Annotated in this window: 19 protein-coding genes; 17 read left to right on the top strand and 2 right to left on the bottom strand. The window is 73.3% G+C overall.

Annotated features, from left to right (window positions below):
• The first annotated feature begins 68 nt into the window (after positions 1–68).
• From GV155_RS17365 to GV155_RS17355, 3 genes are read left to right on the top strand one after another with little or no spacing between them, the layout of a single operon-like run.
• Positions 69–5,501, top strand: coding sequence for a DUF6531 domain-containing protein (locus GV155_RS17365; protein ID WP_160009989.1), 5,433 nt, complete (start codon positions 69–71; stop codon positions 5,499–5,501).
• Complete coding sequence (locus GV155_RS17360; RefSeq protein ID WP_160009987.1) at positions 5,498–6,394, top strand: hypothetical protein; 897 nt, start codon at positions 5,498–5,500, stop codon at positions 6,392–6,394. Before GV155_RS17365 ends, GV155_RS17360 begins: the two co-directional genes overlap by 4 nt.
• 21 nt (positions 6,395–6,415) lie before the next feature.
• Entirely contained in the window at positions 6,416–6,898 is a 483-nt protein-coding gene (locus GV155_RS17355; RefSeq protein WP_160009985.1) for an Imm26 family immunity protein, read from the top strand.
• A gap of 11 nt (positions 6,899–6,909) precedes the next feature.
• Here GV155_RS17355 and GV155_RS17350 read toward each other — a convergent pair whose 3' ends face one another.
• A complete protein-coding gene (locus GV155_RS17350) occupies positions 6,910–8,922 on the bottom strand; it encodes a serine/threonine-protein kinase (protein ID WP_160009983.1) in 2,013 nt (670 codons plus the stop codon).
• Between the two features lie 278 nt (positions 8,923–9,200).
• On the opposite strand from GV155_RS17350, the gene GV155_RS17345 reads away from it, so the two are divergent.
• The 5 genes from GV155_RS17345 to GV155_RS17325 all read left to right on the top strand — a co-directional run bounded on the left by GV155_RS17345 (position 9,201) and on the right by GV155_RS17325 (position 16,288).
• The gene (locus GV155_RS17345) at positions 9,201–9,485 is read left to right on the top strand and encodes a pyrophosphorylase (RefSeq protein ID WP_236553877.1); all 285 of its coding nucleotides are present in this window, start codon (positions 9,201–9,203) and stop codon (positions 9,483–9,485) included.
• 82 nt (positions 9,486–9,567) lie between these two features.
• Positions 9,568–15,123 (top strand): DUF6531 domain-containing protein, encoded by a 5,556-nt coding sequence (locus GV155_RS17340; protein WP_160009981.1) that lies wholly within the window; start codon positions 9,568–9,570, stop codon positions 15,121–15,123.
• On the top strand, positions 15,123–15,491 hold the full coding sequence (locus GV155_RS17335; protein WP_160009979.1) for a hypothetical protein: 369 nt from the start codon (positions 15,123–15,125) through the stop codon (positions 15,489–15,491). The genes GV155_RS17340 and GV155_RS17335 overlap by 1 nt, the downstream gene beginning before the upstream one ends.
• Before the next feature lie 308 nt (positions 15,492–15,799).
• Positions 15,800–15,976: a hypothetical protein gene (locus GV155_RS17330; protein ID WP_160009977.1), complete on the top strand. Its 177-nt coding sequence runs from the start codon at positions 15,800–15,802 to the stop codon at positions 15,974–15,976.
• A gap of 147 nt (positions 15,977–16,123) precedes the next feature.
• Positions 16,124–16,288: a hypothetical protein gene (locus GV155_RS17325; RefSeq protein WP_160009975.1), complete on the top strand. Its 165-nt coding sequence runs from the start codon at positions 16,124–16,126 to the stop codon at positions 16,286–16,288.
• 52 nt (positions 16,289–16,340) lie between these two features.
• On the opposite strand, the gene GV155_RS17320 is transcribed toward GV155_RS17325, so the two are convergent.
• A complete protein-coding gene (locus GV155_RS17320; RefSeq protein WP_160009973.1) occupies positions 16,341–16,631 on the bottom strand; it encodes a DUF6572 domain-containing protein in 291 nt (96 codons plus the stop codon).
• 259 nt (positions 16,632–16,890) lie between these two features.
• Between GV155_RS17320 and GV155_RS17315 the strand changes: the two genes are divergently transcribed.
• From GV155_RS17315 to GV155_RS17275, 9 genes are all read left to right on the top strand, one after another.
• Positions 16,891–17,163 carry a YrhB domain-containing protein gene (locus GV155_RS17315; RefSeq protein ID WP_160009971.1) on the top strand — a complete coding sequence of 91 codons (273 nt, stop codon included), beginning with the start codon at positions 16,891–16,893 and terminating at the stop codon, positions 17,161–17,163.
• Positions 17,160–17,513: a hypothetical protein gene (locus tag GV155_RS17310; protein ID WP_201300224.1), complete on the top strand. Its 354-nt coding sequence runs from the start codon at positions 17,160–17,162 to the stop codon at positions 17,511–17,513. The genes GV155_RS17315 and GV155_RS17310 overlap by 4 nt, the downstream gene beginning before the upstream one ends.
• A 49-nt stretch (positions 17,514–17,562) precedes the next feature.
• Positions 17,563–18,162 carry a hypothetical protein gene (locus GV155_RS17305; RefSeq protein WP_160009969.1) on the top strand — a complete coding sequence of 200 codons (600 nt, stop codon included), beginning with the start codon at positions 17,563–17,565 and terminating at the stop codon, positions 18,160–18,162.
• Positions 18,163–18,306: 144 nt separating this feature from the next.
• The gene (locus tag GV155_RS17300; protein WP_160009967.1) at positions 18,307–18,654 is read left to right on the top strand and encodes a hypothetical protein; all 348 of its coding nucleotides are present in this window, start codon (positions 18,307–18,309) and stop codon (positions 18,652–18,654) included.
• A gap of 44 nt (positions 18,655–18,698) precedes the next feature.
• Positions 18,699–19,085, top strand: a complete 387-nt coding sequence (locus GV155_RS17295) for a hypothetical protein (RefSeq protein ID WP_160009965.1) — start codon at positions 18,699–18,701, stop codon at positions 19,083–19,085.
• Positions 19,076–19,477, top strand: coding sequence for a hypothetical protein (locus tag GV155_RS17290; RefSeq protein ID WP_160009963.1), 402 nt, complete (start codon positions 19,076–19,078; stop codon positions 19,475–19,477). The genes GV155_RS17295 and GV155_RS17290 overlap by 10 nt, the downstream gene beginning before the upstream one ends.
• 103 nt (positions 19,478–19,580) lie before the next feature.
• On the top strand, positions 19,581–20,003 hold the full coding sequence (locus tag GV155_RS17285) for an ankyrin repeat domain-containing protein (protein ID WP_160009961.1): 423 nt from the start codon (positions 19,581–19,583) through the stop codon (positions 20,001–20,003).
• Positions 20,000–20,500 (top strand): HEAT repeat domain-containing protein, encoded by a 501-nt coding sequence (locus GV155_RS17280; RefSeq protein ID WP_160009959.1) that lies wholly within the window; start codon positions 20,000–20,002, stop codon positions 20,498–20,500. Before GV155_RS17285 ends, GV155_RS17280 begins: the two co-directional genes overlap by 4 nt.
• The gene (locus GV155_RS17275) at positions 20,497–20,817 is read left to right on the top strand and encodes a hypothetical protein (protein WP_160009957.1); all 321 of its coding nucleotides are present in this window, start codon (positions 20,497–20,499) and stop codon (positions 20,815–20,817) included. Before GV155_RS17280 ends, GV155_RS17275 begins: the two co-directional genes overlap by 4 nt.
• Positions 20,818–20,836: the final 19 nt, after the last annotated feature.

The following is a 20,836-nucleotide window of genomic DNA, read 5'->3' as shown; positions in this document are numbered from 1 at the left end:
GTGCAGTCCTGGTGGTGTCGAGCAGAACGTGTCGCGGGGCGAGGCCCCGCGGGTAGGAGTGGTGTGTCGTGGGCGATGAGCTGACCGGTATCGAGCAGGACGTCCCGTTCGACTTCGCAGCAGCCGAGGCGCTCAGCACCTCGGCCGACGACGCTGCCGGCACCGTCGAGGGTCAGCTCGGGTCGAGGAACGTCTTCGTGTCGGTGGCGATGCAGGAGTTCCGCGGGTTCTTCTCGACGCTGTTCCAGGACAACGCCAGCACCGCGGCCGCCGACGCCCGGGAGCTCGCCGACCGGCTGCGCGAGGTCGCCGAGGGCGCCCGTCGCCTGGCGGAGGAGGCGCAGAAGGAGCAGGAGCGTCGCGAGACCGCACGTGCCTGGAAGGCCGAGCAGGACAGCCGCAGCGGGCTGGAGAAGGTCGGCGACGGCATCGGCGACTTCTTCACCGGTGAGGACGAGCCCCCGGTCGGCCCGCCGGCCAGCCCGATCGAGGTGCCCGTCTCCGCCCCGCGCAGCACCCCGCGTCAGACCCCGGCCAGCGGGACGGGTGGCGCGGGCGGCACGTCCTCGGCCAGGCCGGCCGACCTCACGTCCTTCGCCACCGCCTCGGCCGGCGCCGACGAGCGTGCCCGCACGCCGCTCGCGACGGCGAAGGCCCGTTTCTCGACGTTCCGGTCGTCCTGTCACTGGGGCTCGCTGTCGGCCGACGGCGTCTTCTCCGGTGCCGACCGGTGGCTGGAGGCCAACGAGAACGACGTCGCCTGGGCGACCACCGTCGCCTCCGCGTTCGAGGCCGCCGGCGGGGACGGCGTCGTGTCCACCCTGTCCAACGCCTCCGTGGCCGCCGCACTGCAGGCGGCCGGCGTCGACGCGGCCCGGCAGGACCTGGTCATCGAGCCGGCGCAGGCCGTGGGCGCGATGCCGACCTCCGGCTACGCCGACGACCCGGTCAACACCTCCACCGGCAACTTCCTCGAGCCCGAGGCGGACCTCGGGTTCGCCGGCGGCTGCGCCTCGCTGGCGTTCACCCGGATGTACAACTCGATGACCTGCGTGGTCGGCGCCCTCGGCCCGGGCTGGTCCTCCTGGGCCGACACCGGGCTGTCCCTGGACGACGAGGCCGCCCGCTGCACCCTGCCCGACGGCCGCCAGCTGGTCTTCCCGCGGCTCGGCGAGGCCTGGGACCGCGCGTCGGGCGAGAGCCGGTGGCTCGAGCGGTCCGGCGACGGCTACCTGGTCAGCGGCAACGACGGCGTCCGCTGGCGCTTCGACCGCGCGGGGAGGCTGCTGGCACGCACCGCCGGGCCCGGCACCACCGTCCGCCTGACCTGGGCGGAGGGCCGGCTGGTGCGCATGTCGCACGAGCGAGGTCGCCGGCTCGAGCTGGTCTGGGGCGACACCCGTCTGCTCGCCGTCCGTGCCTCGGACGGACGCGAGGTCACCTACGACTACGACGACCAGGACCGTCTGGTCGCGGCCACCTCCGCCCTCGGGACCCGCCGCTACCGGTGGGACGAGCACGGCCTCGTGGACGCCGTCATCGGGTCCTCCGGCGTGGTCGAGGTCGAGAACACCTACGACGACCGGTCCAGGGTGACCAGCCAGCGCTCCCCGCACGGCCGGGTGACGCGCTACGCCTACCTGCCCGGCCGGGTCACCGTCGTCTCCGACGTGGACGGCACCCGCTCCAACACCTGGGTCGCCGACGAGCGCGGACGGCTGGTCGGCGCGATCGACAGCGACGACCGCCGGCAGTCGACGTCGTACGACCCCTACGGCAACGCCGTCATGGTGACCGAGCGCGACGGCTCGACCACGGTGCGGGAGTACGACACCCGCGGCCGCCTGGTCCGCACCGTCAGCCCGAACGGCGCCGACATCACCCAGTCCTTCGACGACCAGGACCGCGTCCGCACCGTCGAGGTGGCGACCGAGGACGGCACCCCCGCGGTCACCTCGTTCACCTACGACGGCGACGAGCGCAACCCCGCGACCCTGACCGACCCCGAGGGGGGCGTGACCCGGATGGCGTGGGCCGCGGGCCTGCTGACCGAGGTCGTCGACCCGACCGGGGTGGTCGTGTCCTTCGCCTACGACGAGCACGGCGACCTGGTCTCGACCACCGACGCCGACGGCAACGCAGCAAGGCTCGAGCGTGACGACGCCGGCCGGGTGGTCGCCGCCGTCACCCCGTCGGGCCACCGGACCACCTTCGCCTTCGACGACGCCACCGGGCTGCTCCGCACCCGGGTCGACCCCGACGGGGCGACCTGGACCTACGAGCACACCGTCGACGGCCGGGTGTCGTCGGTGACCGACCCGCTGGGCGCCCGGACCACGATGGAGCACGGTGTCGCCGGCGACCTCGAGACGACCGTCGACCCGCTGGGGCGGGCGGTCTCGCGGCACTTCGACGACCTCGGCAACCTGGCTGCGGTCGAGCTGCCCGACGGATCCGAGTGGCGCTTCGCGCACGACGCCCTCTCCCGGCTGCGGGAGACGACCGACCCCACCGGGGCGGTCTGGACGCGGGACTACGACGCCAACGGCGACCTGGTCACGACCACCGCACCGACCGGCGAGCAGCGCGCCGCGCGCGCCGACGTCGCCGCCGGCACGGCCGAGGTCGTCTCCGGCTCCGTCGCCGCCGGCATGCAGTTCGACAAGCTCGGCCGCCTCGTGGCCAGCGTGCGCCCCGACGGCTCCAGCGTCCTGACCCGCTACGACCGTTGCGGTCGCGCCGTCGAGCTGGTCGACGCCGCCGGCGGCCGCACCGCGGTCGAGCGGGACGCGGCCGGCCGTGCGGTGGCCCTGACCCGGCCCGGGGGCGGGGTCGTCTCCTACGAGTACGACCGCTGTGGTCGCCCGTCGGCCGTCGTCGACGAGCTCGGCGCCCGCACGACGATGACCTACGACGCCGACGGACGGGTCGTGGCGCAGACGATGCCCACCGGCGAGCAGGCGACCTGGAGGTACGACTCCTGTGCGCGGGTCACCAAGCGTCGGGTTCCCGGCGCGGGGACCACCCTGGTCACCTATGACCTCCTGGGTCGAGTGGTGGAGTCGCGCGACCCCCAGTTCGGGCGCCGGCGGTTCCGCTACGACGCCGCCGGCCAGCTCGTCGAGGCCGTCGACGGCAACGGAGGCGCGACCCGGTGGGAGTACGACGCCAACGGGCGGGCCGTGCTGATCGTCCACCCCGACGGCGGGGAGACCCGTCGCGAGTTCGACGCCATGAACCGGGCCGTCGCCCAGACCGACCCGCTCGGCCGGATCACCCGGGGAGGGTACGACGCCGCCGGCCGCCAGAGCTGGCAGGAAGACCCCACCGGGACCCGCACGGAGTGGACCTACGACGAGAATGGCCGGGTCACGACCGTGGCGATCGACGGCGAGGTGCTGTCGCACACCACGCGCGACGTACGGGGTCGCACCGCCCGGGTGGTCGACCACACCCAGCGGGACCGGGAGGCGGTCCACGAGCTTGCCTGGGACGCCCGTGGGCTGCTGGTGTCGCAGACCCGGGACGGGCGCGGCCTGTCGTGGTCCTACGACGCCGACGGCCGTCGCGTGGCGCGCGTCGACCCTGACGGCAGACGCACCCGATACGAGCGCGACGCCGCCGGCCGGGTGGTCGCCGTGGAGCACGACGCCCTGGGCCGGGCCGCGTTCCAGCGCGACCTCAGCGGGCGCCTGGTGGCGGCCGACGCAGGTGGTGTCCGACAGACCTGGACCTTCGGCGACGGCTTCCTCGCTGGCCACACCGTCACCGACGGCGAGCGCTCCTCCACCACGGTCGTCGACCGCGACGACCTAGGCCGGATCACCACCGTCGCGCGCGACGGCTCCTCCAGCGCCTACGAGCACGACGAGGCGCACCAGCTGGTCGCTCTCCGCACCACCGGGGCCGATGGGGAGTCGGCGACCCGGTGGCGCTACGACGCCTCCGGGCGGATCGTGGCGGAGATCGCGGCGGGACGCACCCGCGAGCTGTCGTACGACGCGGCGGGACAGCTGCTCACCGCCGTCGAGCGCGACGGGGACGCGACCCGCAGCACGCGCTTCTCCTACGACCGGCTCGGTCGGCGCACCCGCGCGGAGCGCACTGACGGCTCGACCCGTGATCTCGTGTGGAGCCGTCTCGGGTCGTTGGCGGAGGTCGTCGACCGGGACCCCGAGGGGCGCGAGCGCCGGGTCACCTCCGTCGTGGACGCCCTCGGCCAGCTGAGCCGCCTCGACGATGCGGAGGTCTTCTTCGACAACGCGGACCCTCGTGCAGGCGCGCCGGCCCAGGTCGGTAGCGCCGCGGTGGTGGCGACCGGACCCGTGCTCGGGGTCGGCACGGAGTGGAACACCCCCGGCTGGCGTCAGGTCAGGGCCACCGGCGACGACCCGTGGGACGTCGACGCGGCCGCCGGGTTCGACGACCACGGGATCGGCCTGGGCGCGTCGGGAGAGCTGACCTTCGCCGGCCTGGAGTGGATGGGCCGCCGGGTCTACGACCCGGACAGCCACGGTTTCCTCTCCGTCGACCCGTGGGAGCCGACGTCGGGTGCGGCCTGGTCGGGCAACCCCTACGCGTTCGCGGGCAACGACCCGATGCACGCCCTCGACCCGTCCGGTCTCAGCCCGATGACCGACGCCGACCTCCAGACCTACATGTCCGAGAACGCGGGCGCGTTCGCCGCGGTCGCGGACTGGACCAAGAACAACTGGGAGTACCTCGCCGGCGGGGCGATGGTCATCGCCGGCGGTGTACTGATCGCCACGGGTGTCGGTGGGCCGGCCGGGATGATGCTGATCTCCGCCGGCGCCGACACCATCATCCAGAAGGCGACCACCGGCAGCGTGAACTGGGGCCAGGTCGCGATCTCCGGTGCCTTCGGCGCCTGGGGCGGTGTGGGTGCCGCTGCGCGGATGGGTGTCACCGGGCCGCTCCGTCAGGCGGTCGTCGGCGGCATGATCTCGGGCGGGACCGGGGGCGGCGTCTCCAGTGCGTACGGCTACGCCACCGGTCCCGGGCCGCACACGCCCGGCGGATTCGTCTCGGCCACCGCCCAGGGCGTCGGCATCGGCGGACTGACCGGGGGCGCCGCGGGTGGGGCCGGGCACGCGCTCACGCCGAGCTCGGTGCCGAGCCCGACGTCCTCGCCGGTGCTGGCGGACGTCCCCCCGACCCCGGCGGCACCACAGCCGCCGACCCCCGGGCCACGACCGACCGAGGGCATCTACGTCGTGGACTCCGTCGACGGGGTCTACGTCGGCCAGTCGAACGACATCGACCGACGGTTCGCCGAGCACGTCCGGGATGGGAAGTTCACGCCCGCCGAGGTCGGGAACGCCGCTCGCCAGGAGGTGCTGGGTGGCAAGACGTCCCGGGAGGTCGCGGAGCAGCAGATGGTCGACCGCCTCGGCGGTGTCGACAACCTGTTGAACCGGGTCAACCCGATCGGCCCGGCCCGGTTCCACCTGATGCCCGATCAGCCATACTCCCGACCATGACTCAACCCTTCACCGAGGGCGACCGGGGAGACGTCGTCGAGGTGGTGCTGACCGGACCGTGGGTCGACGAGGCCGCCGAGCCCTTCACCTCCGGTCGGGCCCAGCGGCTGGTGGTCAACCACGCCTTGGGAGCCGAGGCCCCCGACCTCGGGTTCCTCACGGGCCTGCCCATCGCGGAGCTGACAGTCATCGACCGGCGGGTGGCGGACCTACGGGCGGTGGAGTCGCTCGGCGGGACGCTGCGCGTGCTCCACGTCACCACGGACCCGCGCCTCGAGGTCGACCTCGCCCAGCTCCCGCTCCTGGAGGAGGTCGGGGCCGACTGGTCACAGGTAGCGTCCTCGTTCCCCTCCGCGACCGGGCTGCGTCGCGCGTTCCTACGGCGCTACGACCGGGAGGACCTCACCCCGCTGACGGCATCGACCGGCCTGCGGGCCCTCACGATGAAGGACCGGCCGAAGCTTCAGTCCGTGGCCGGGGCAGCGCAGCTGGAGGACCTCGAGCAGCTGAGCATCTTCGGCGCGAGCGGTCTGAAGGACATCGGTGAGTTGGCTGGCAAGCGGGCGCTGCGCGTGCTCGAGCTCGAGGCCTGCTCGGGGATCAGCCACCTGGACGACCTCGTGGACTGCACGTCCCTGGTCAAGCTGAACGTCAGCGACTGCGGCGACATCGCCTCGCTCGGCCCGGTCTCCGGCATGGTCGAGGCCGAGCTCCTCCGTTTCTACGGCACCACGAAGGTCCTCGACGAAGACCTGTCGCCCCTCGTGGGGTTGCCGGTCCTGCAGGAGGTGCGGATGCGGAGCCGCCGCTCGTACCGGCCCACGCTGGCGGAGGTCCAGGCGCTGCTCCCCAGGAGCGCCGGTGGGGCGTCGGTGAACGCGCAGCACGGGTGAAGGACCGGTTGGAGGGCGAACATGTTCTCGATCCCCCTGGGCGACGGCCGGTGCGGGTTCGGCCAGGTGGTGGCGAAGTATCGGAAGAAGGGCGCCCACTACGTCGCGATCTTCGACCATATCGTCGACGAGGCCGTCGCCGATGAGTCGGCGGACGAGGCTCGCACGTCCCGGTTGATGTTCCTGGCGCTCACCCTGGGCTCACGCCTCCACCACGGGATGTGGCGGGTGCTCGGGCCCCGGGACATCGCAGCCGACCTGCCCTTCCCGGCGTACAAGGTCGACCTCGGGTTCCCACCAGTGCCCCACGTGGTGGACCACCTCGGTGAGAGGACCCGTCCGGCCACCGCGGACGAGGCGGTGCTGCTGCCGGTCCGCACGACGGTCGCCCCCATCGCACTCGAGAAGGCGCTGCAGGCGAAGGCCGGTCTGACGCCGTGGAGGGAGCGGTTCAACGACTTCGCCCCCGATCTCGACCTGACCACGGCCCGCCTCTTCGGCTGAGGGCGGAACGGTCAGCTGTCGCGGAAGTCGACGTCGAAGGGAGTGCTTGCGGTCGACGGGACGTTGCCCAGCTCCACGTCGATCGTGCAGCCCTGCGTCTGGAACTGGGCGTTCACGATGCCGGACTGGGTCACCGTCACCGCCGGGGTGCAGCTGGTGGACAGGCCGACGCCGTCGGTGCCGCCGGCGACCGCGGTCAGCACCGAGTTGGGCTCGCCGGTCGCCCCGGTCTGGAAGATCGCCACGGTCCCTCTGCCGGACGGCCACTCCGGGTACACCGTCACCGGCACGACCCTCTCGATGAAGGTGCTGTCCGGGACGACGACGGAGATGCCCAGCAACCGCTGGACCGGGTAGGAGTCGTAGGTGACGTTGACGTCGGCGTCGGTCAGTGCGTCGTTGGTGGTCTGGTCGACGCCGGCCAGCCAGTCCTGCAGCGGCGCCGAGCCGTCACCGCTCTCGTCGACCTCGAGCGCGAGCGTGAAGGAGGTCTGCACCACCGCGGTGTCCCCGGGCTGGATGGTGCCGAGGTCGAGACTCAGGGCGCAGTCGGCGTCGATGCCGGTGTTCGTCTGGATGTTCTGCTCCGGCACCGGCCCCTCCCAGGCGAAGTCCACGGGGCAGGTGCCGTCGGGGTTGGCCAGGATCTCGAGGATCGGTCCGGACAACGGCGCGCGGTCGGCGGAGTAGGTGAGGGTCAGCTGGACCTGGCCGGTGTCCGGGTCCCACACGGCGGACCGCTCGAGGCCCAGGCCCGAGGCCGCCTGGAGCTGGCTGGTCAGCTCGGCCTCCACCGGGCCGGCGGCCGGGACACCGGGGTCCGTGGGGTCCTCGGTGGGGGCGTCGTCCTCGCCGCCGCTCAGGGTCACGAAGAGGACGGCGCCGACGAGGACCACCAGGACCGCGGCGACGACCCCGATCAGCTTCGGGTCCTTCCACCCGGGCACGGCCGCGCGGCGGGCCGGCGCGGCGGGCGCGTCCTCGTCCTCCTCGACCACCTTCCGGCGCTGCATCGGGCGTACGACCGTCTGCTGGCCCGGGGTGCCGAGGTCGGCGGGGGTGCCGGGCCCGTCGTCGCTGCCGCTCGGCTCGGCGGGGGCCTCGGGCACGAGCCCGCGCACGATGGTGGACGGTCCGCGAGCGGAGTCGAAGTCTTCCGGCCCGGCCTGGAGCGGCAGGGCAGGAGCGCTGGCGACCGCCGCACGCGTGCCGCGGAGCGCTGCTGCGGCGGCCGTGGCAGACGGGCGCCGGGTCGGGTCCTTCTCCAGCAGCGCGTCGAGCTGGGCAGCCAGCGGCGCCGGGACGTCCAGCGGCGGTGCCTCGGCGGTGACGTGGCGGTGCGCGATCGTGTACTCGTTGCCCGGTCCGGCGAAGGGGGTCCGCCCGGCCAGCAGCTCGTAGAGCATGATCCCGACGCCGTAGACGTCGGCGGGGGACTCGGCCGTGCCGCGGGTCAGCAGCTCCGGGGACATGTACTCCGGGGTGCCCAGCAGGCCGGTCGCGGTGCGCTGCCGGTCGGTGATGATGCGCGCGATCCCGAAGTCGACCAGCTTCACCGAGCCGGGCTCACCGGCCTCCCACTCGCGGGACAGCAGCACGTTGTCGGGCTTCACGTCACGGTGGACGACGTCGCGCTGGTGCGCGCTGGCCAGGCCCTCGAGGACGGCCGCGGCCACGTCGACGGCCAGGGCGGGCGTCAGCGTGCCGCGCTCGCGGAGGACGTCGCGCAGCGAGCCGCCGTCGACGTGCTCCATCACGATCGCCAGGCGTTCGCCCTCGACGACGAGGTCGCGCACCGCCACGATCGCGGGGTGGCGCAGCGTGGTCAGCACCGAGCGCTCCTGGACGAACCGGCCCACCAGGTCGCGGTCGGTGAGGTGCTCGCGGCGCAGCAGCTTGGTCGCGACGACCTCGTCGGTCCGCTTGTCCACGGCCCGCCAGACCTCACCGCTGGCACCCTCGCCGAGACGGTCGAGGAGGCGGTAGGACGCGCCCAGGGCGTCGTCGAAGCCCTCTGGCTGCACGTCCCCTCCTGTCCGGTCCGATGGGGTCGACGGCGAGCGTAACGGAGCGGCCGGTGAGGGGACCGGCGAACGCGTGAAGGTGGGTCTGTCTCGGTCACGAGACCCGTGTTGTCCAGCCCACGAGACGCAGAAGTGCCTGTTCAGGCGGGGATCAGCGTCGAACCCCAGGAATTCGCCGTCGAGCAGGTGCGGTGTCGAGGTCGGGCGGGCATCATCGCCGGGGTCCGCACCACCACTCGCACGAGCCGGCCCACGGGGTCGGCGAAAGGCAGGCACCCGTGTCCGACCGCGTCCTCTCCTCCGGAACCGCCAAGGCGGCCATCCAGCAGATGTCCTCGATCATCAACGGCGGCCTGGCCGACCAGATCAGCCAGCTCGACGCCAAGGGCAAGGAGCTCTCCGACCCCAACAACTGGGACGGCCCGCTGGCCGAGACGTTCCGCAACTCGACCTGGCCCGAGGCCAAGTCGGCGCTGGACAAGGCCAAGGTCGAGCTCGACGACCTGCGCCAGCAGCTCGACAAGATCAGCGCCAATATCATGTCGGCCGGCGGCGGCTCCTGACCGACCGGGAGCACGGCGCGCACCGCATGGTCGGCGCGCGCCCCCGGTCGACACCCACGAAGCACCACGAGAGGCACGCGGCATGAGCGGGATCGGTCCGATCGAGGAGGACGTGCGCTTCGACCACGGCGCGGCCGAGAGCCTGGTGACCCTGGCGAGCAGCACGGCGTCGACGGTCGAGGGCCAGCGCGGCTCCCGGCTCGCGTGGGCGAGCACGGCGATGACGGAGTTCCGTGGCCACTTCTCGACCTTGTTCGCCGGCAACGCCGACACCGCGGATGCCGACGCCGCCGAGGTCGTCGCCGGCCTGCGGGACGTCGCCCGCTTCGTGGGTCAGCTCGCCGACTCCGCCCGCGAGGAGCAGGCCCGGCGCGAGACGGCCCGCGAGTGGCAGCGCGAGCAGGAGGACCGGAACCTCTTCGAGAAGGGCGTCGACGGAGGCAAGAGCCTGCTCGGGATGGGCGAGGACAAGCCCCCGGTCGGCGACATGCCCGAGCCGCCGTCCTACGCCCCGACCGTCGTCCCGCCCCGACCCCGCGACAACCCCGGCGCCGGGGGCGGCGGGGGCGCCGGCACCTCCTCGGCCCGCCCGGCCGACCTGCGCACCTTCGCCACCGGCTCGCAGGGCGCCAACAGCAGCCTCGCGAGCAAGCCGGCCTCCTGCCGCACCGCCTACGACACGTTCGTGGCCGGCTGCGGGTGGGGCCACCTCGAGGCGAGCAGCGTGATGACCGGCTTCGACCGCTGGCTCGACGCGAACACCGAGGACGTCGCGTGGGCCACGGCCGTCGCCGACGCCTTCGCCATCGCCGGCAGTGACGCGGACGTCTCCACCCTCAGTGACAGTGCCCTCGCCGCCGCGCTCCAGGCCGCCGGGGTCGACGCGTCGCGCCAGGACCTCGACATCGACCCGCCCTCGGCCTACGGCAACCCGCCCACCAGCGGGTACGCCGACGACCCGGTGAACGCCGCGACGGGCAACTTCATCGAGAACGAGGCCGACCTCGGCTTCGCCGGCGGCGCCGCGTCGTTGTCGCTGGACCGCACCTACAACTCCTTCGACACCGGGACGGGTGCCTTCGGCCCGGGCTGGTCGAGCTGGACCGAGGCCGGGCTGACCCTCGACGACGAGGCCGCCCGGCTGCGCCTGCCCGACGGCCGCGTGGTCTCCTTCGGCCGCCTCGGCGAGGCCTGGGACCGCGCTGCCGGGGAGGACCTCTGGCTGGACCGCACCCGGGACGCCGCGAGCGGGGACGAGCGCCTCGTCGTCACCGGCAGCGACGGCACCCGCTGGACCTTCGCCCGCGACGGCCGGCCGCTGACCAGCTCGCGCGGCCCCGGCACCACCGTGCGGCTCGTCCACGAGGTGGTCGGCGGCGAGGCCCGTCTGGTCCGTCTCGAGCACGAGCGCGGCCGCTGCATCGACCTCACGTGGGACGTCGAGCACGTCGGCGGACCCCGCGTGGTCGCCGCGCTGGCCTCCGACGGCCGGCAGGTGACCTACGACTACGACGACGCCGGCCGGCTGCTGCGGGCCACCACCCCGCGCGGCACCCGGTCGTACGCCTGGGACGAGGCGTCGCTGATCACCTCGGTCACCGACGCCGACGGCGTCGTCGAGGCCGAGAACACCTACGACGAGCATCGCCGCGTCAGCCGCCAGCGCTCGCAGCACGGTCGGCTCAGCCGGTTCGTCTACCTGCCCGGCCGCGTCACCGTCGTCTCCGACGAGGACGGAGGCCGCTCCAACACCTGGATCTCCGACCCCCGCGGCCGCGTGGTGGGCATCGTGGACGCCGAGGAGCACCGCCAGTCCACGTCGTACGACGCGCACGGCCACCCGGTCCTGCAGACCGCCCGCGACGGCTCGACCACGATCCACGAGCACGACGAGCGCGGTCGCCGGGTGCGGACCGTGACGCCGTCCGGTGCCGACGTGACCTACGGCTACGACGAGCACGACCGGGTCACCACGGTGGTCGCCGAGTCCGGCGCGGTCACCGAGTACACCTACCCCGCAGCCGACGAGGCGTCCGACCCGGTGACCGGCGCCCCGCGCAACCCGGTGCGCGTCGTCGACCCCGAGGGCGGCGTCACCGAGCTGTCCTGGTCCGACGGGCTGATGACCGGCCTGGTCGACCCGACCGGCGTCACCGTCCGCTTCTCCTACGACGAGCACGGCGACCTGGTCGCCACCACCGACGCCGCCGGGCGCACCGCCCGGCTCGAGCGTGACGGCACCGGCCGCGTGGTCGCGGCCCAGAGCCCCGGTGGGCACCGCACGACCTACACGTACGGCGACGCCGGACAGCTCGTCTCGCGCCGTGACGCCGACGGTGCCGTGTGGCGCTACGAGCACAGCGCCGCCGGCCGACTGACGGCCGTCGTCGACCCCACGGGCGCGCGCACCGAGGTCGAGCGCGACGCGCACGGCGAGGAGTCGCGCACCATCGACGCGCTGGGCCGCGCGATCACCCGCCGCGTCGACGACCTCGGCAACGTGGACGCGGCCGAGCTGCCCGACGGCTCGACCTGGGAGTTCGCCCACGACGCGCTGTCGCGGCTCGTGGCGACCACCGACCCTGCCGGCGGCACTTGGCGCAACGAGTACGACGCCACCGGCGGTCTGACCGCCACCGTCGACCCCACCGGCGTGCGCAAGGAGGTCAGCGCCGACCGCGCCACGGGCACGGTCAGCGTCGACGACGGCTCGGCCACCCTGTCCACCTCCTTCGACCCGCTCGGCCGCGCCACCCGCTCGGAGCAGGCCGACGGCTCGGCCGCGATGGCGACCTACGACCGGTGCGGGCGGCCCGTCGAGCTGCTCGACGCCGACGGCGGCCTGACGCTCGTCGCGCGCGACGCCGCGGGGCGCCCCGTGGCGATCACCTCTCCGTCGGGTGCGGTGACGCGCCGGGACTACAACGAGTGCGGGCGGCTGGTCGCGGTCGTCGACCCGACCGGTGCCCGCACCACCCAGGAGTACGACGCCGACGGCCGGGTGGCGCGCCAGGTGCTGCCGACCGGGGAGGTCGCGTGGGTCGAGCGCGACGCGATGGGTCGCGTCACCGCCCGCTCCACCCCGGGCGCCGGCATCGCGCGGTACGCCTACGACGCCGCCGGCCGCGTGGTCCGCTCCTCCGACACCTGGCACGGGCAGCGCCGCTACCGCTACGACGCCGCGGGCCAGCTGGTCGAGGTGGCCAACGGCAACGGTGGGGTCACCCGCTGGGAGTACGACGCCAACGGCCGCGCCGTCGCGATCACGGACCCGCTGGGCCAGGTGACGCGCCGCGAGTTCGACGCGATGAACCACTGCACGGCCGAGACCGACCCGCTCGGCCGCACCACCCGTGCCGGCTACGACGCCGCCGGGCGGCAGGTCTGGCAGACCGACCCGGACGGCCGCCTCACCGAGTGGACCTACGACGCGCAGGGCCGGCTGGCCTCGACCGCGGTCGACGGGCGGGTCGTGTCGTCGATCAGCCGTGATCTCCGCGCCCGCCGCCTGGTGCTGACCGACCGGACTCGCACCGACGGCCCGGACGAGGGCGCCGTGGTGCGCCACGAGCTCGAGTGGGACCGGCGTGGGCGGATGGTCTCGCGGACCCGCGACGGCCGTGGGGTCTCCTGGACGTACGACGCCGACGGCCGCCGTACCTCGATGACGACCCCGGACGGGTCGACGACCTCCTACGAGCGCGACGCGGCCGGCCGGCTGCTCGCGGTCGAGCACCCGCTGCTGGGCCGGGTGTCGCTGACGCGCGACGCGGCGGGCCGGGTGGTCTCGGCCAGCGCCGGCGGCACCCTGCAGACCTGGGAGCACGCCGACGGGTTCGTCGTGGGCCACACCGTCACCGACGCCGAGGGCGCCACCCGCACCACGATCGAGCGCGACGAGCTCGGCCGGGTGGCCACGGTCGCCCGCGAGGACCGCGTCACCTCCTACGAGTACGACGGGGCGCACCAGCTCATCGCGACCCGTACCGGGTCGACGTCCCCGGGCAGTCGGGCCTCGGAGACCCGGTGGCGCTACGACGCCGCGGGCCGCCTGGTCTCGGAGTCGCTGGACGGGTCGACGCGGGAGTACGTCCACGACGCGGCCGGGCAGCTGCTGAGCGTCACCGGGCCCGACGGGACGGCCACCCGGCACGCCTACGACGGCGCCGGGCGCCGGGTGCGTACGGACCTGCCCGACGGTGGCGTCCGACGGTTCTCCTGGTCCTCGACCGGGTTCCTCTCGGCGGTGGGCGAGCAGTCCGCCGCTGGTGCCGGAGACGTCGTCGAGCGGCGTACCGAGGTGCACGTCGACGCCCACGGCGAGCTCGCGGACGTGGACGGCACGGAGGTCTTCTGGGACTCCGCAGACCCCTACGCGCCAGGCCTGGTCCAGGCCGGCGGGACGTCGGTGGTGGGGGCCGGTCCGGTCACCGGTGTCGGCTCGTCCGACAGCGGGTCCGACGGGTCCGGTGGCTGGTCGGCGGCGGGGTGGCGGACGGCGCGCTCGGCCGCGGCGGCCGACGACCCGTGGGGCGTCGGGGGCGGCATGGAGCTGCCTGGCGGCCTGGAGGTCGGGACCTCGGGCGAGATCTCCCTGCCGGGTGCGGGCGGGCTCGAGCTGCTGGGCGCCCGGGTCTACGACCCGGCCTCGCGGGGGTTCCTCTCGGTCGACCCGCTCGACCCGGTGGTCGGGTCGGGGTGGTCGGGCAACCCGTACTCCTACGCCGGTAACGACCCGGTGCACGCCGTCGACCCGACGGGCCTGCGGCCGATCAGCGACGCGGAGCTGAACGCCTACATCGACTCGACCAAGGGTCCGCTGGGTCACGCCACGGACGCGGTGGGGGACTGGGCCAAGGACAACTGGGAGTACGTCGCGGCCGGGGCGATGATCGTCGCCGGCGCGGCGCTGATGATCGCGCCGGTGCCGGGCGTGGCCCAGGCCGCGGGCATGGCGCTGATCTCGGCGGGCATCGACACCGGCATCCAGAAGGCCACGACCGGTGAGGTGAACTGGGGCCAGGTCGCGGTCTCGGGTGCTGCGGGGGCGATCGGGTTCGGGGCCGGTGGCCTGCTTGCTCGTGGGGGCGCGAGCGCGGTGAAGGTCGCCGTGGCCGAGGGCGTCACCGAGGGTGTCGTCTCCGGTGCGGGTGGATACCTGACCGGCCCGGGGCCGCACACCCCGGAGGGACTGCTGCGCAGCACCGCGATGGGTGCGGGGACCGGGGTGCTCCCAGGCCCGGCCATGGGTGACGACGTGGCACGGGCCGGGACGCGGAGCCTGTCCGACGTGCCGGCCTCGGTCCTGCCAGAGCCGACCGCCGGGCAGCGGCTCTACCGGGTCTACGGTGGCGACTCCCTGCCCGAGGGGGCGTCGTGGTCCCCTATGGATCCGCGCGCCGTCGACGACTACCGCGACGCTGCGGGCCTTCCGTCGGGTGGAGAGAGCGGCTACAACAACACGGGGAGGTTCGTCATCGAAGGCACGCTGAACGACCCGTCGGCGGTGGTGAAGGTGCGCGAGGCGCTGCCGCTGGACGGCAACGCCGGGGGCATCCCGGAATACATCGTCCCGAAGTGGATGGACACCGGGGCGATCACGACCGACCGCGTCAGCGGCGTCAACCCGGAGTTCTGATGGTGGGCGAGACCTATTTCCTCAGCTCGCTCGACAGCCGACGGTTCATGCCCGTCCGACGCTGCGAGCTCGGCTCGGACGTGGACTTCGACACCGGGAAGCGCGCGGTCGTGGCGAGGATCGAGCCGCCCGTGCTCGGCCAGGAGTTCGGCCGTCCCGCCGACATCAGCTCCGTCATCCTCACTCCCCGGCACGTGGGGGCCTCGCTGCGCCCGATCGACGAATTCCCGTGCTTCGTGCACATCGCGATCACGACACAGGAGGACCAGCCCGTCGTGAGTCCCCTCGACGCTGCCGACCTGACGATCATCGGGTGGGGCGAGCTCTACCGGACCGCTGACGACGCCGAGTCGAACCGTTTCGACTGACACCACGGCGAACGTGGCCCGAGGTGGTGGACGGACGCGGTCCACCGTGTCGGACAGCATCGACATGGCGTTCCTCGGCGGCGGCACGGAGCGGGTGCAGGCCCGGGGTGGGGACGGTCCAGGTGTGACCGACGAGTCCGGGGCCGGGGCGGCCCCGGGTGGGCATCGGCGGTCGCCACGCACGCGCAGTCGATGAGAGAGGTCTGTCCCTTCCGGGTCGGTGACGTGATCGGCTCGCGCACTCCGCTGGCCGGAGGCACGACGATGACGTCCTGGTTGAGTTTCGCGTCGGCTTCGTTCCTGCGGAGGTGCGGCGCATCGAGGTCGGGGACGACCTGCCGATCAACCTGCAGGGCCTCTACCCCATCCACGCGGCGGAGGCGGATCTGATCGCGGCCCACGGGCTGGGCCCGTTCTGGGACATGGAGTGGGACCCGTACGACGTGGGTCGGCCACCCGCTCGACCCGGCGTACTCACGCGCTGACGACGGCAGCCGGTGGACGCTGAACGGCACCGCCTGAGGCCAGTCCGCGGATCATCTGTCGACGGAAGGACACCTCGTGGCCAGGGACTACATCGGTGATGCCGATTTCTCAGCGGGCAGCTGGGGCAGCTCGGGCACGGGCCCTGGGTGTCCCGCATCGACGACGTCACCGTCGGGGGGGCCACCGGTACGGAGATCCTGATGGGCCTGAGGTTCGTGCTCGGCAACCTGGTCGAGAGCGGGGAGTGTGACAGTGCGCTCGCCGACCGGGCGGCGGAGCTGCGACGTGCGATCGATGCTGCTCTGTCGTGAGGGTGCCGGCGCGGTCGGCGCCGGAGGCCTGTCGCGCACGGCCGTCCAGGGGTCAGAGCGTGATGATCTTCGTCGTGAGGTCGATGGAGTGTTTCGCGAGCCCTCGTCGGGCCGTGGCGAGGAGCTCGGCCACGTCCCCGGTGGGTTCCTCGACGCTGTCGACCTGGATGCGCACCCGGGCGCCGGAGGCCTCGGGGTAGGTGTCGACGAGCTGTCCGTCGAGGGCGTACGTCGCGTCGTTGTTCAGCTTCTCCCGCAGTCGCGTGCCGTCGTGGCCGTCGGCGCTCCACGGCTCGGCGTGGACGAGGATGAGGGCGACGTCGCCCTCGGCGTCCTGGGTCACCAGGTCGACCGTGGCGGGTCATCGAGGCCTGTCACGTGGGTCTGCTGCTTGGGTCCGGTTCGTCCTGCGTTGAGCAAGCCTGGGGCGGGCCAGCGATGGTCCCCGTGGCCCGGAGACCGTGAGGAGGACCGTGTCCGGCACCGCGGCGGAGGCGCGTGTCGGGTCGCCCCTCCGGTGACCTTCCTGATCACCGCCCCGCCCTGTTGAGTGTCCCCATGACTCCGGACCTGCTGCGTCGTCGACGGCTGGGGACGACCTAGTGGCCATCGGGAGGCACGAGGCTCGTGCCGCCGCCGAGGGCGAGCTCGACCGCGGCATCAGGACGTCGCTGCGTCAACCGGTCTCGATCGACGACGGCGCGACGCAGGAGACAGCAGACGTGTTCGTATTCTTCTACGACACCGTCGCCTTCCTGGAGACCGGGGAGGTCAAGCACGCCCTCGCCGGGAACGGCCCCGTCATCGTCGACCGGGTGACCGGTGCGTGTCGTGTGGCCGGGTCCGGGCGACCGTGGACGGAGCAGCTGCCGTGACGGGCCTGCTGACCGCGGGTGAGCTGCCGCCCGGGTTCAGCTACCCCGCGCCCTTCCTGCGCGTGGTCCGGCTGGGGCTGACGAACCTGGAACCGTGGCAGGTGCTCGACGGCCACCTCCTGCGCCGCCATCAGCAGGGCGTCGGCACCCGCTACCCGGACCGGCGCCTGGTGGTGTTCGCCCGCCGTGGTGACAACGACGACCTTGCCTGCTGGGACCTCGACCGCGGACCGGGGCGGGTCTCCGTCATCCATGACTTCGCTGCTCCCGGCTGGGAGCAGAGAGCCGACCTCCCGGGCTTCGACGCGTGGCTCCGGCGGGCGGTGGAGGACTTCCTGGCCTTCGAGTGACGGAGGGTGGGGGTCGTCAGCAACGACGGATCTAGATCGAGGTGGTCGTGTGAGCCCGTTCGAGGCAGCGTCGGACGAGGTGGCAGCGCAGGTCCGAGGGTTGTCGGTCCGATCGGCCGTCGGCCTGTTCTGGGCAGGCTCGACCGCCCTCACCCGTGACTACGTCCAGTGGTGCGCGGCGGTCCCCGCCGACCCGGAGATCGAGCGTCTGGAGGAGGCGCAGGTGGCGGCGCGCGAGATCGCCCTGGGACTGGGACCGGCCTCGGCGGTCCTCCTGGCCGAGGTCGAGTCACGGGTGCCGTCCGGGCCGTCGGACGTCGTGGGCTTCACGGCAGCCCAGGACTGCTGGATCTGCGTCGACTCGGCCCTGCGCCTGGCGCTGGGCCGGCTCGAGGCGGAGGACGGGGCGTGGTTCCTGCTGGAGCCCGCGTTCCACCGTGTGACGGAGCGGTCGTCCGGGGTCTACGACACCGGTTCGGCGGCCCAGGAGGATGCCGAGCGAGCGGCGCTCGACGACCCGGTGCTCGCAGGTGCGCGGCAGGGCCTCGATCGAGCGATCCGACTGCTGGCACGCCATCCGGAGCCCGACGAGGACGTCCTGGACGAGTGCCTGGTGTCGGTCTCGGCGATCGCTGCGGATGTCGAGTGAGCAGCGACCGGTCGGCCGGCAAGTCCGGCGGGCGTCGAGGGCGATCCGGGTGACGAGGTCGTACGCTCCGTCGTGAGCCTGCCGGCCCCAGGGCGGGGACGAGGGAGCGCAGTCATGTCGAGCTGGAGCCCACCTCCTCGACCTGTGCGGCAGCTCCTGCGGGAGGCGCTTCCGTTGCTGATCCGCGGCACCGAGGTGACCGACCCCGTCGTCACCCTGTTCGGCGACGGGTGGGGCCTGACCCTGTGGTGCGACTGGACCATCGACGCACTGGCACTGGGCTCATCGTCTCCCGACCTCGAGGACCGCGTCTGGGACCTCGTCGGGATGAGCATCGTCGGGGTCGAGGCCCGCGCGGGCGTCGGAGCGGTCTTCGCCCTGTCCGCCGGTCACGAGCTGGCGCTGGTGGAGGGCGACGACGACGAGCCGTGGGTGATGCACCTCCCCGGGCTCATCCTCACCGAGGGCATCCGGGGCGCCTCATGGGGTTGACGGACGGGTCGGCCCAGCAGGCCCGCGGCAGAGGAGTCGGGACGATGAACGAGCTGCTCGCCGAGGCACGCGTCCTGCCACTCCACGCGCAGGTCTCCGCACACGACCGCGGCACGACCGACCTCCCGGACTGGGTGACCGGGTCGGAGGCGGCGGTGCACTCCGAGCGGGCCGTCGTGGTCGCGACCCGACCGGACACGGCGGGTGACGTGCTCGTACGGGTGCTGCTCGGTGACGACGCGGAGGCCGGGACCCGCGTGCTCGACGGCCGGATCACGGTCTCGACCGCGATCGAGGTGGGATCGGTCGTCGCGTCTGACCTGGTCACGGTCCCGGTGGCGCCTGGCGAGCACCGTCTCGCCGTGTTCGTCCACCCGGCGGAGGCTCCGTCGGTCGTGTCGTTCGTCCTGGGACGGCAGCCGTGGACCTGATCCTCAGCTTCGTGGCGGACCACCTGTCGTGGCTGTGGCGCGGAGGTCGCTTCCAGATCACGGACTCCCGCGCGGACCGCAGCAACGGGGGCGACGGCCTGCTGGTCGTCGAGTCCGAGGGCCTGCGGATCCGCTTCACCTGCGACCGTCGGCAGCTGATGGCCGACGTCCAGCCGGTCCAGGACCCGGGGGACTGGTACTCGATCGACCTGCTCCGCCGGCTGTGGACCGGCCGGCCGGAGTCCTCGGCACTCCTCGACGCGTCGTACGCCCGGTTCCTGCAGCTGCACCTCGACGAGATCGAGGACCTGCTCGCGGGGGAGGGGTGGCCCGCGGCGAGGGCTCGCCTGCGGGAGCTGCGGGTGCAGCGGTCGAAGGAGCTGTTCGGCTGACGGGGCGGTCCGGCGCGGTCCGGCGCGGTCCGGCGCGGTCCGGCGGGGAGACGCTCTTCTGTTCAAGCCGCTGCCGGAGCGACTCATGGGTGAGGATGGCGGGGTGACCTCGCCGTCCGGACCCGCCCGCAGGGACGCGATGGGCCGCAGCGCCCTGCACTACGCCGCCGTCGACGCCGACAACGTGACGGTGCGCCGTCTGCTCGACGAGGGCGCGGACGTACGCGCCGTGGACGGGCGGGGGTTCACCCCGCTGCACTTCGCGGCCCAGCAGGGAAATCTCGAGGGTGTCCGGGTGCTGCTGGCGGCCGGCGCGGACCCGAGGGCGCAGAACGCCCTGGGCAACGACCCGCTGAGGTCCGCGATGCAGGCGCCCCAGGACCTGGAGCTGGTCATCAACGAGCTGATGGCGCACGGGGCCGACCCCGAGTCCCCGAACGCCCACGGCTCCAGCACGGCCACGATGGTCCGCCTGATGGAGCGGCAGGACCTGGCCGACCTCATGGGAATCCGGTTGTCCGGATGAGCCCGGACCAGCAGCACCTCGTCTTCACCCTCGGCAAGCACGACCTCGCGGACGCACTGGGCGTCGGGGACGTGTCGTCGTGGGCGTGGGAGGAGCTGGCCGGCGCGCGGTCCGCGCAGGACCCGGCCACGGTGGAGGCCTCCCTGAAGCTGGGGGACGCCTTCGGGTACGACCACCGCTGGTGCGACCCGCTCGCAGACCTGCTCGGCCAGGACTGGCACACGCGGCACGAGGACGTTGCCTTCATGCTGGGCCGGGTGGGGTGCGTGGACGCGGTCCCCGCCCTGGTCGGAGCGACCCGGTGGGTGCCCGACTACCTGGACTACGACGAGTCACGCCAGCTGGCCGTCAAGGCGATCCACTCGCTGGGACGGATCCCCGCCGACGAGGCCCGCGATGCACTCCAGGCCCTGCTGAGCCACGAGGACCACGCCCTGCGTCCCCGCGTGCGACGGGTGCTCGACCGCCGTACCGACGTCGAAGGAGTGGACCCGTGACCGACCTCAGCGGTTTCGAGGGCCGTCTGGACGAGCTGACCACGCGGGTCCTGATGCCGCTGCGGGCAGACAAGTCCCTGAACGGTCAGGCGCTGGACGAGCTGCGCGCGCTGGTCCACGAGATCGGTGACAGCGGCGCCGTCGCCGAGACCATCCCGACGGCGTTCGCCGGCAAGCTGTGGTTCGTCTTCTACGCGATGCATGACGAGGCCGACCACGCGCGTGCGGAGGCCGGCGCGATCAGGAGGGCCGCCGCGGGCTACCAGGAGGCGCTGCGCGTGGCGATCTTCGGGCCGTGGTGGGGGCGCGGGCGGTAGTCCGGCGCGGTGGGGTCTC

It is taken from the genome of Nocardioides sp. AX2bis (genome assembly GCF_902506435.1).
GTDB lineage: Bacteria > Actinomycetota > Actinomycetes > Propionibacteriales > Nocardioidaceae > Nocardioides.
This window is presented reverse-complemented; position numbering and strand designations above follow the sequence as displayed.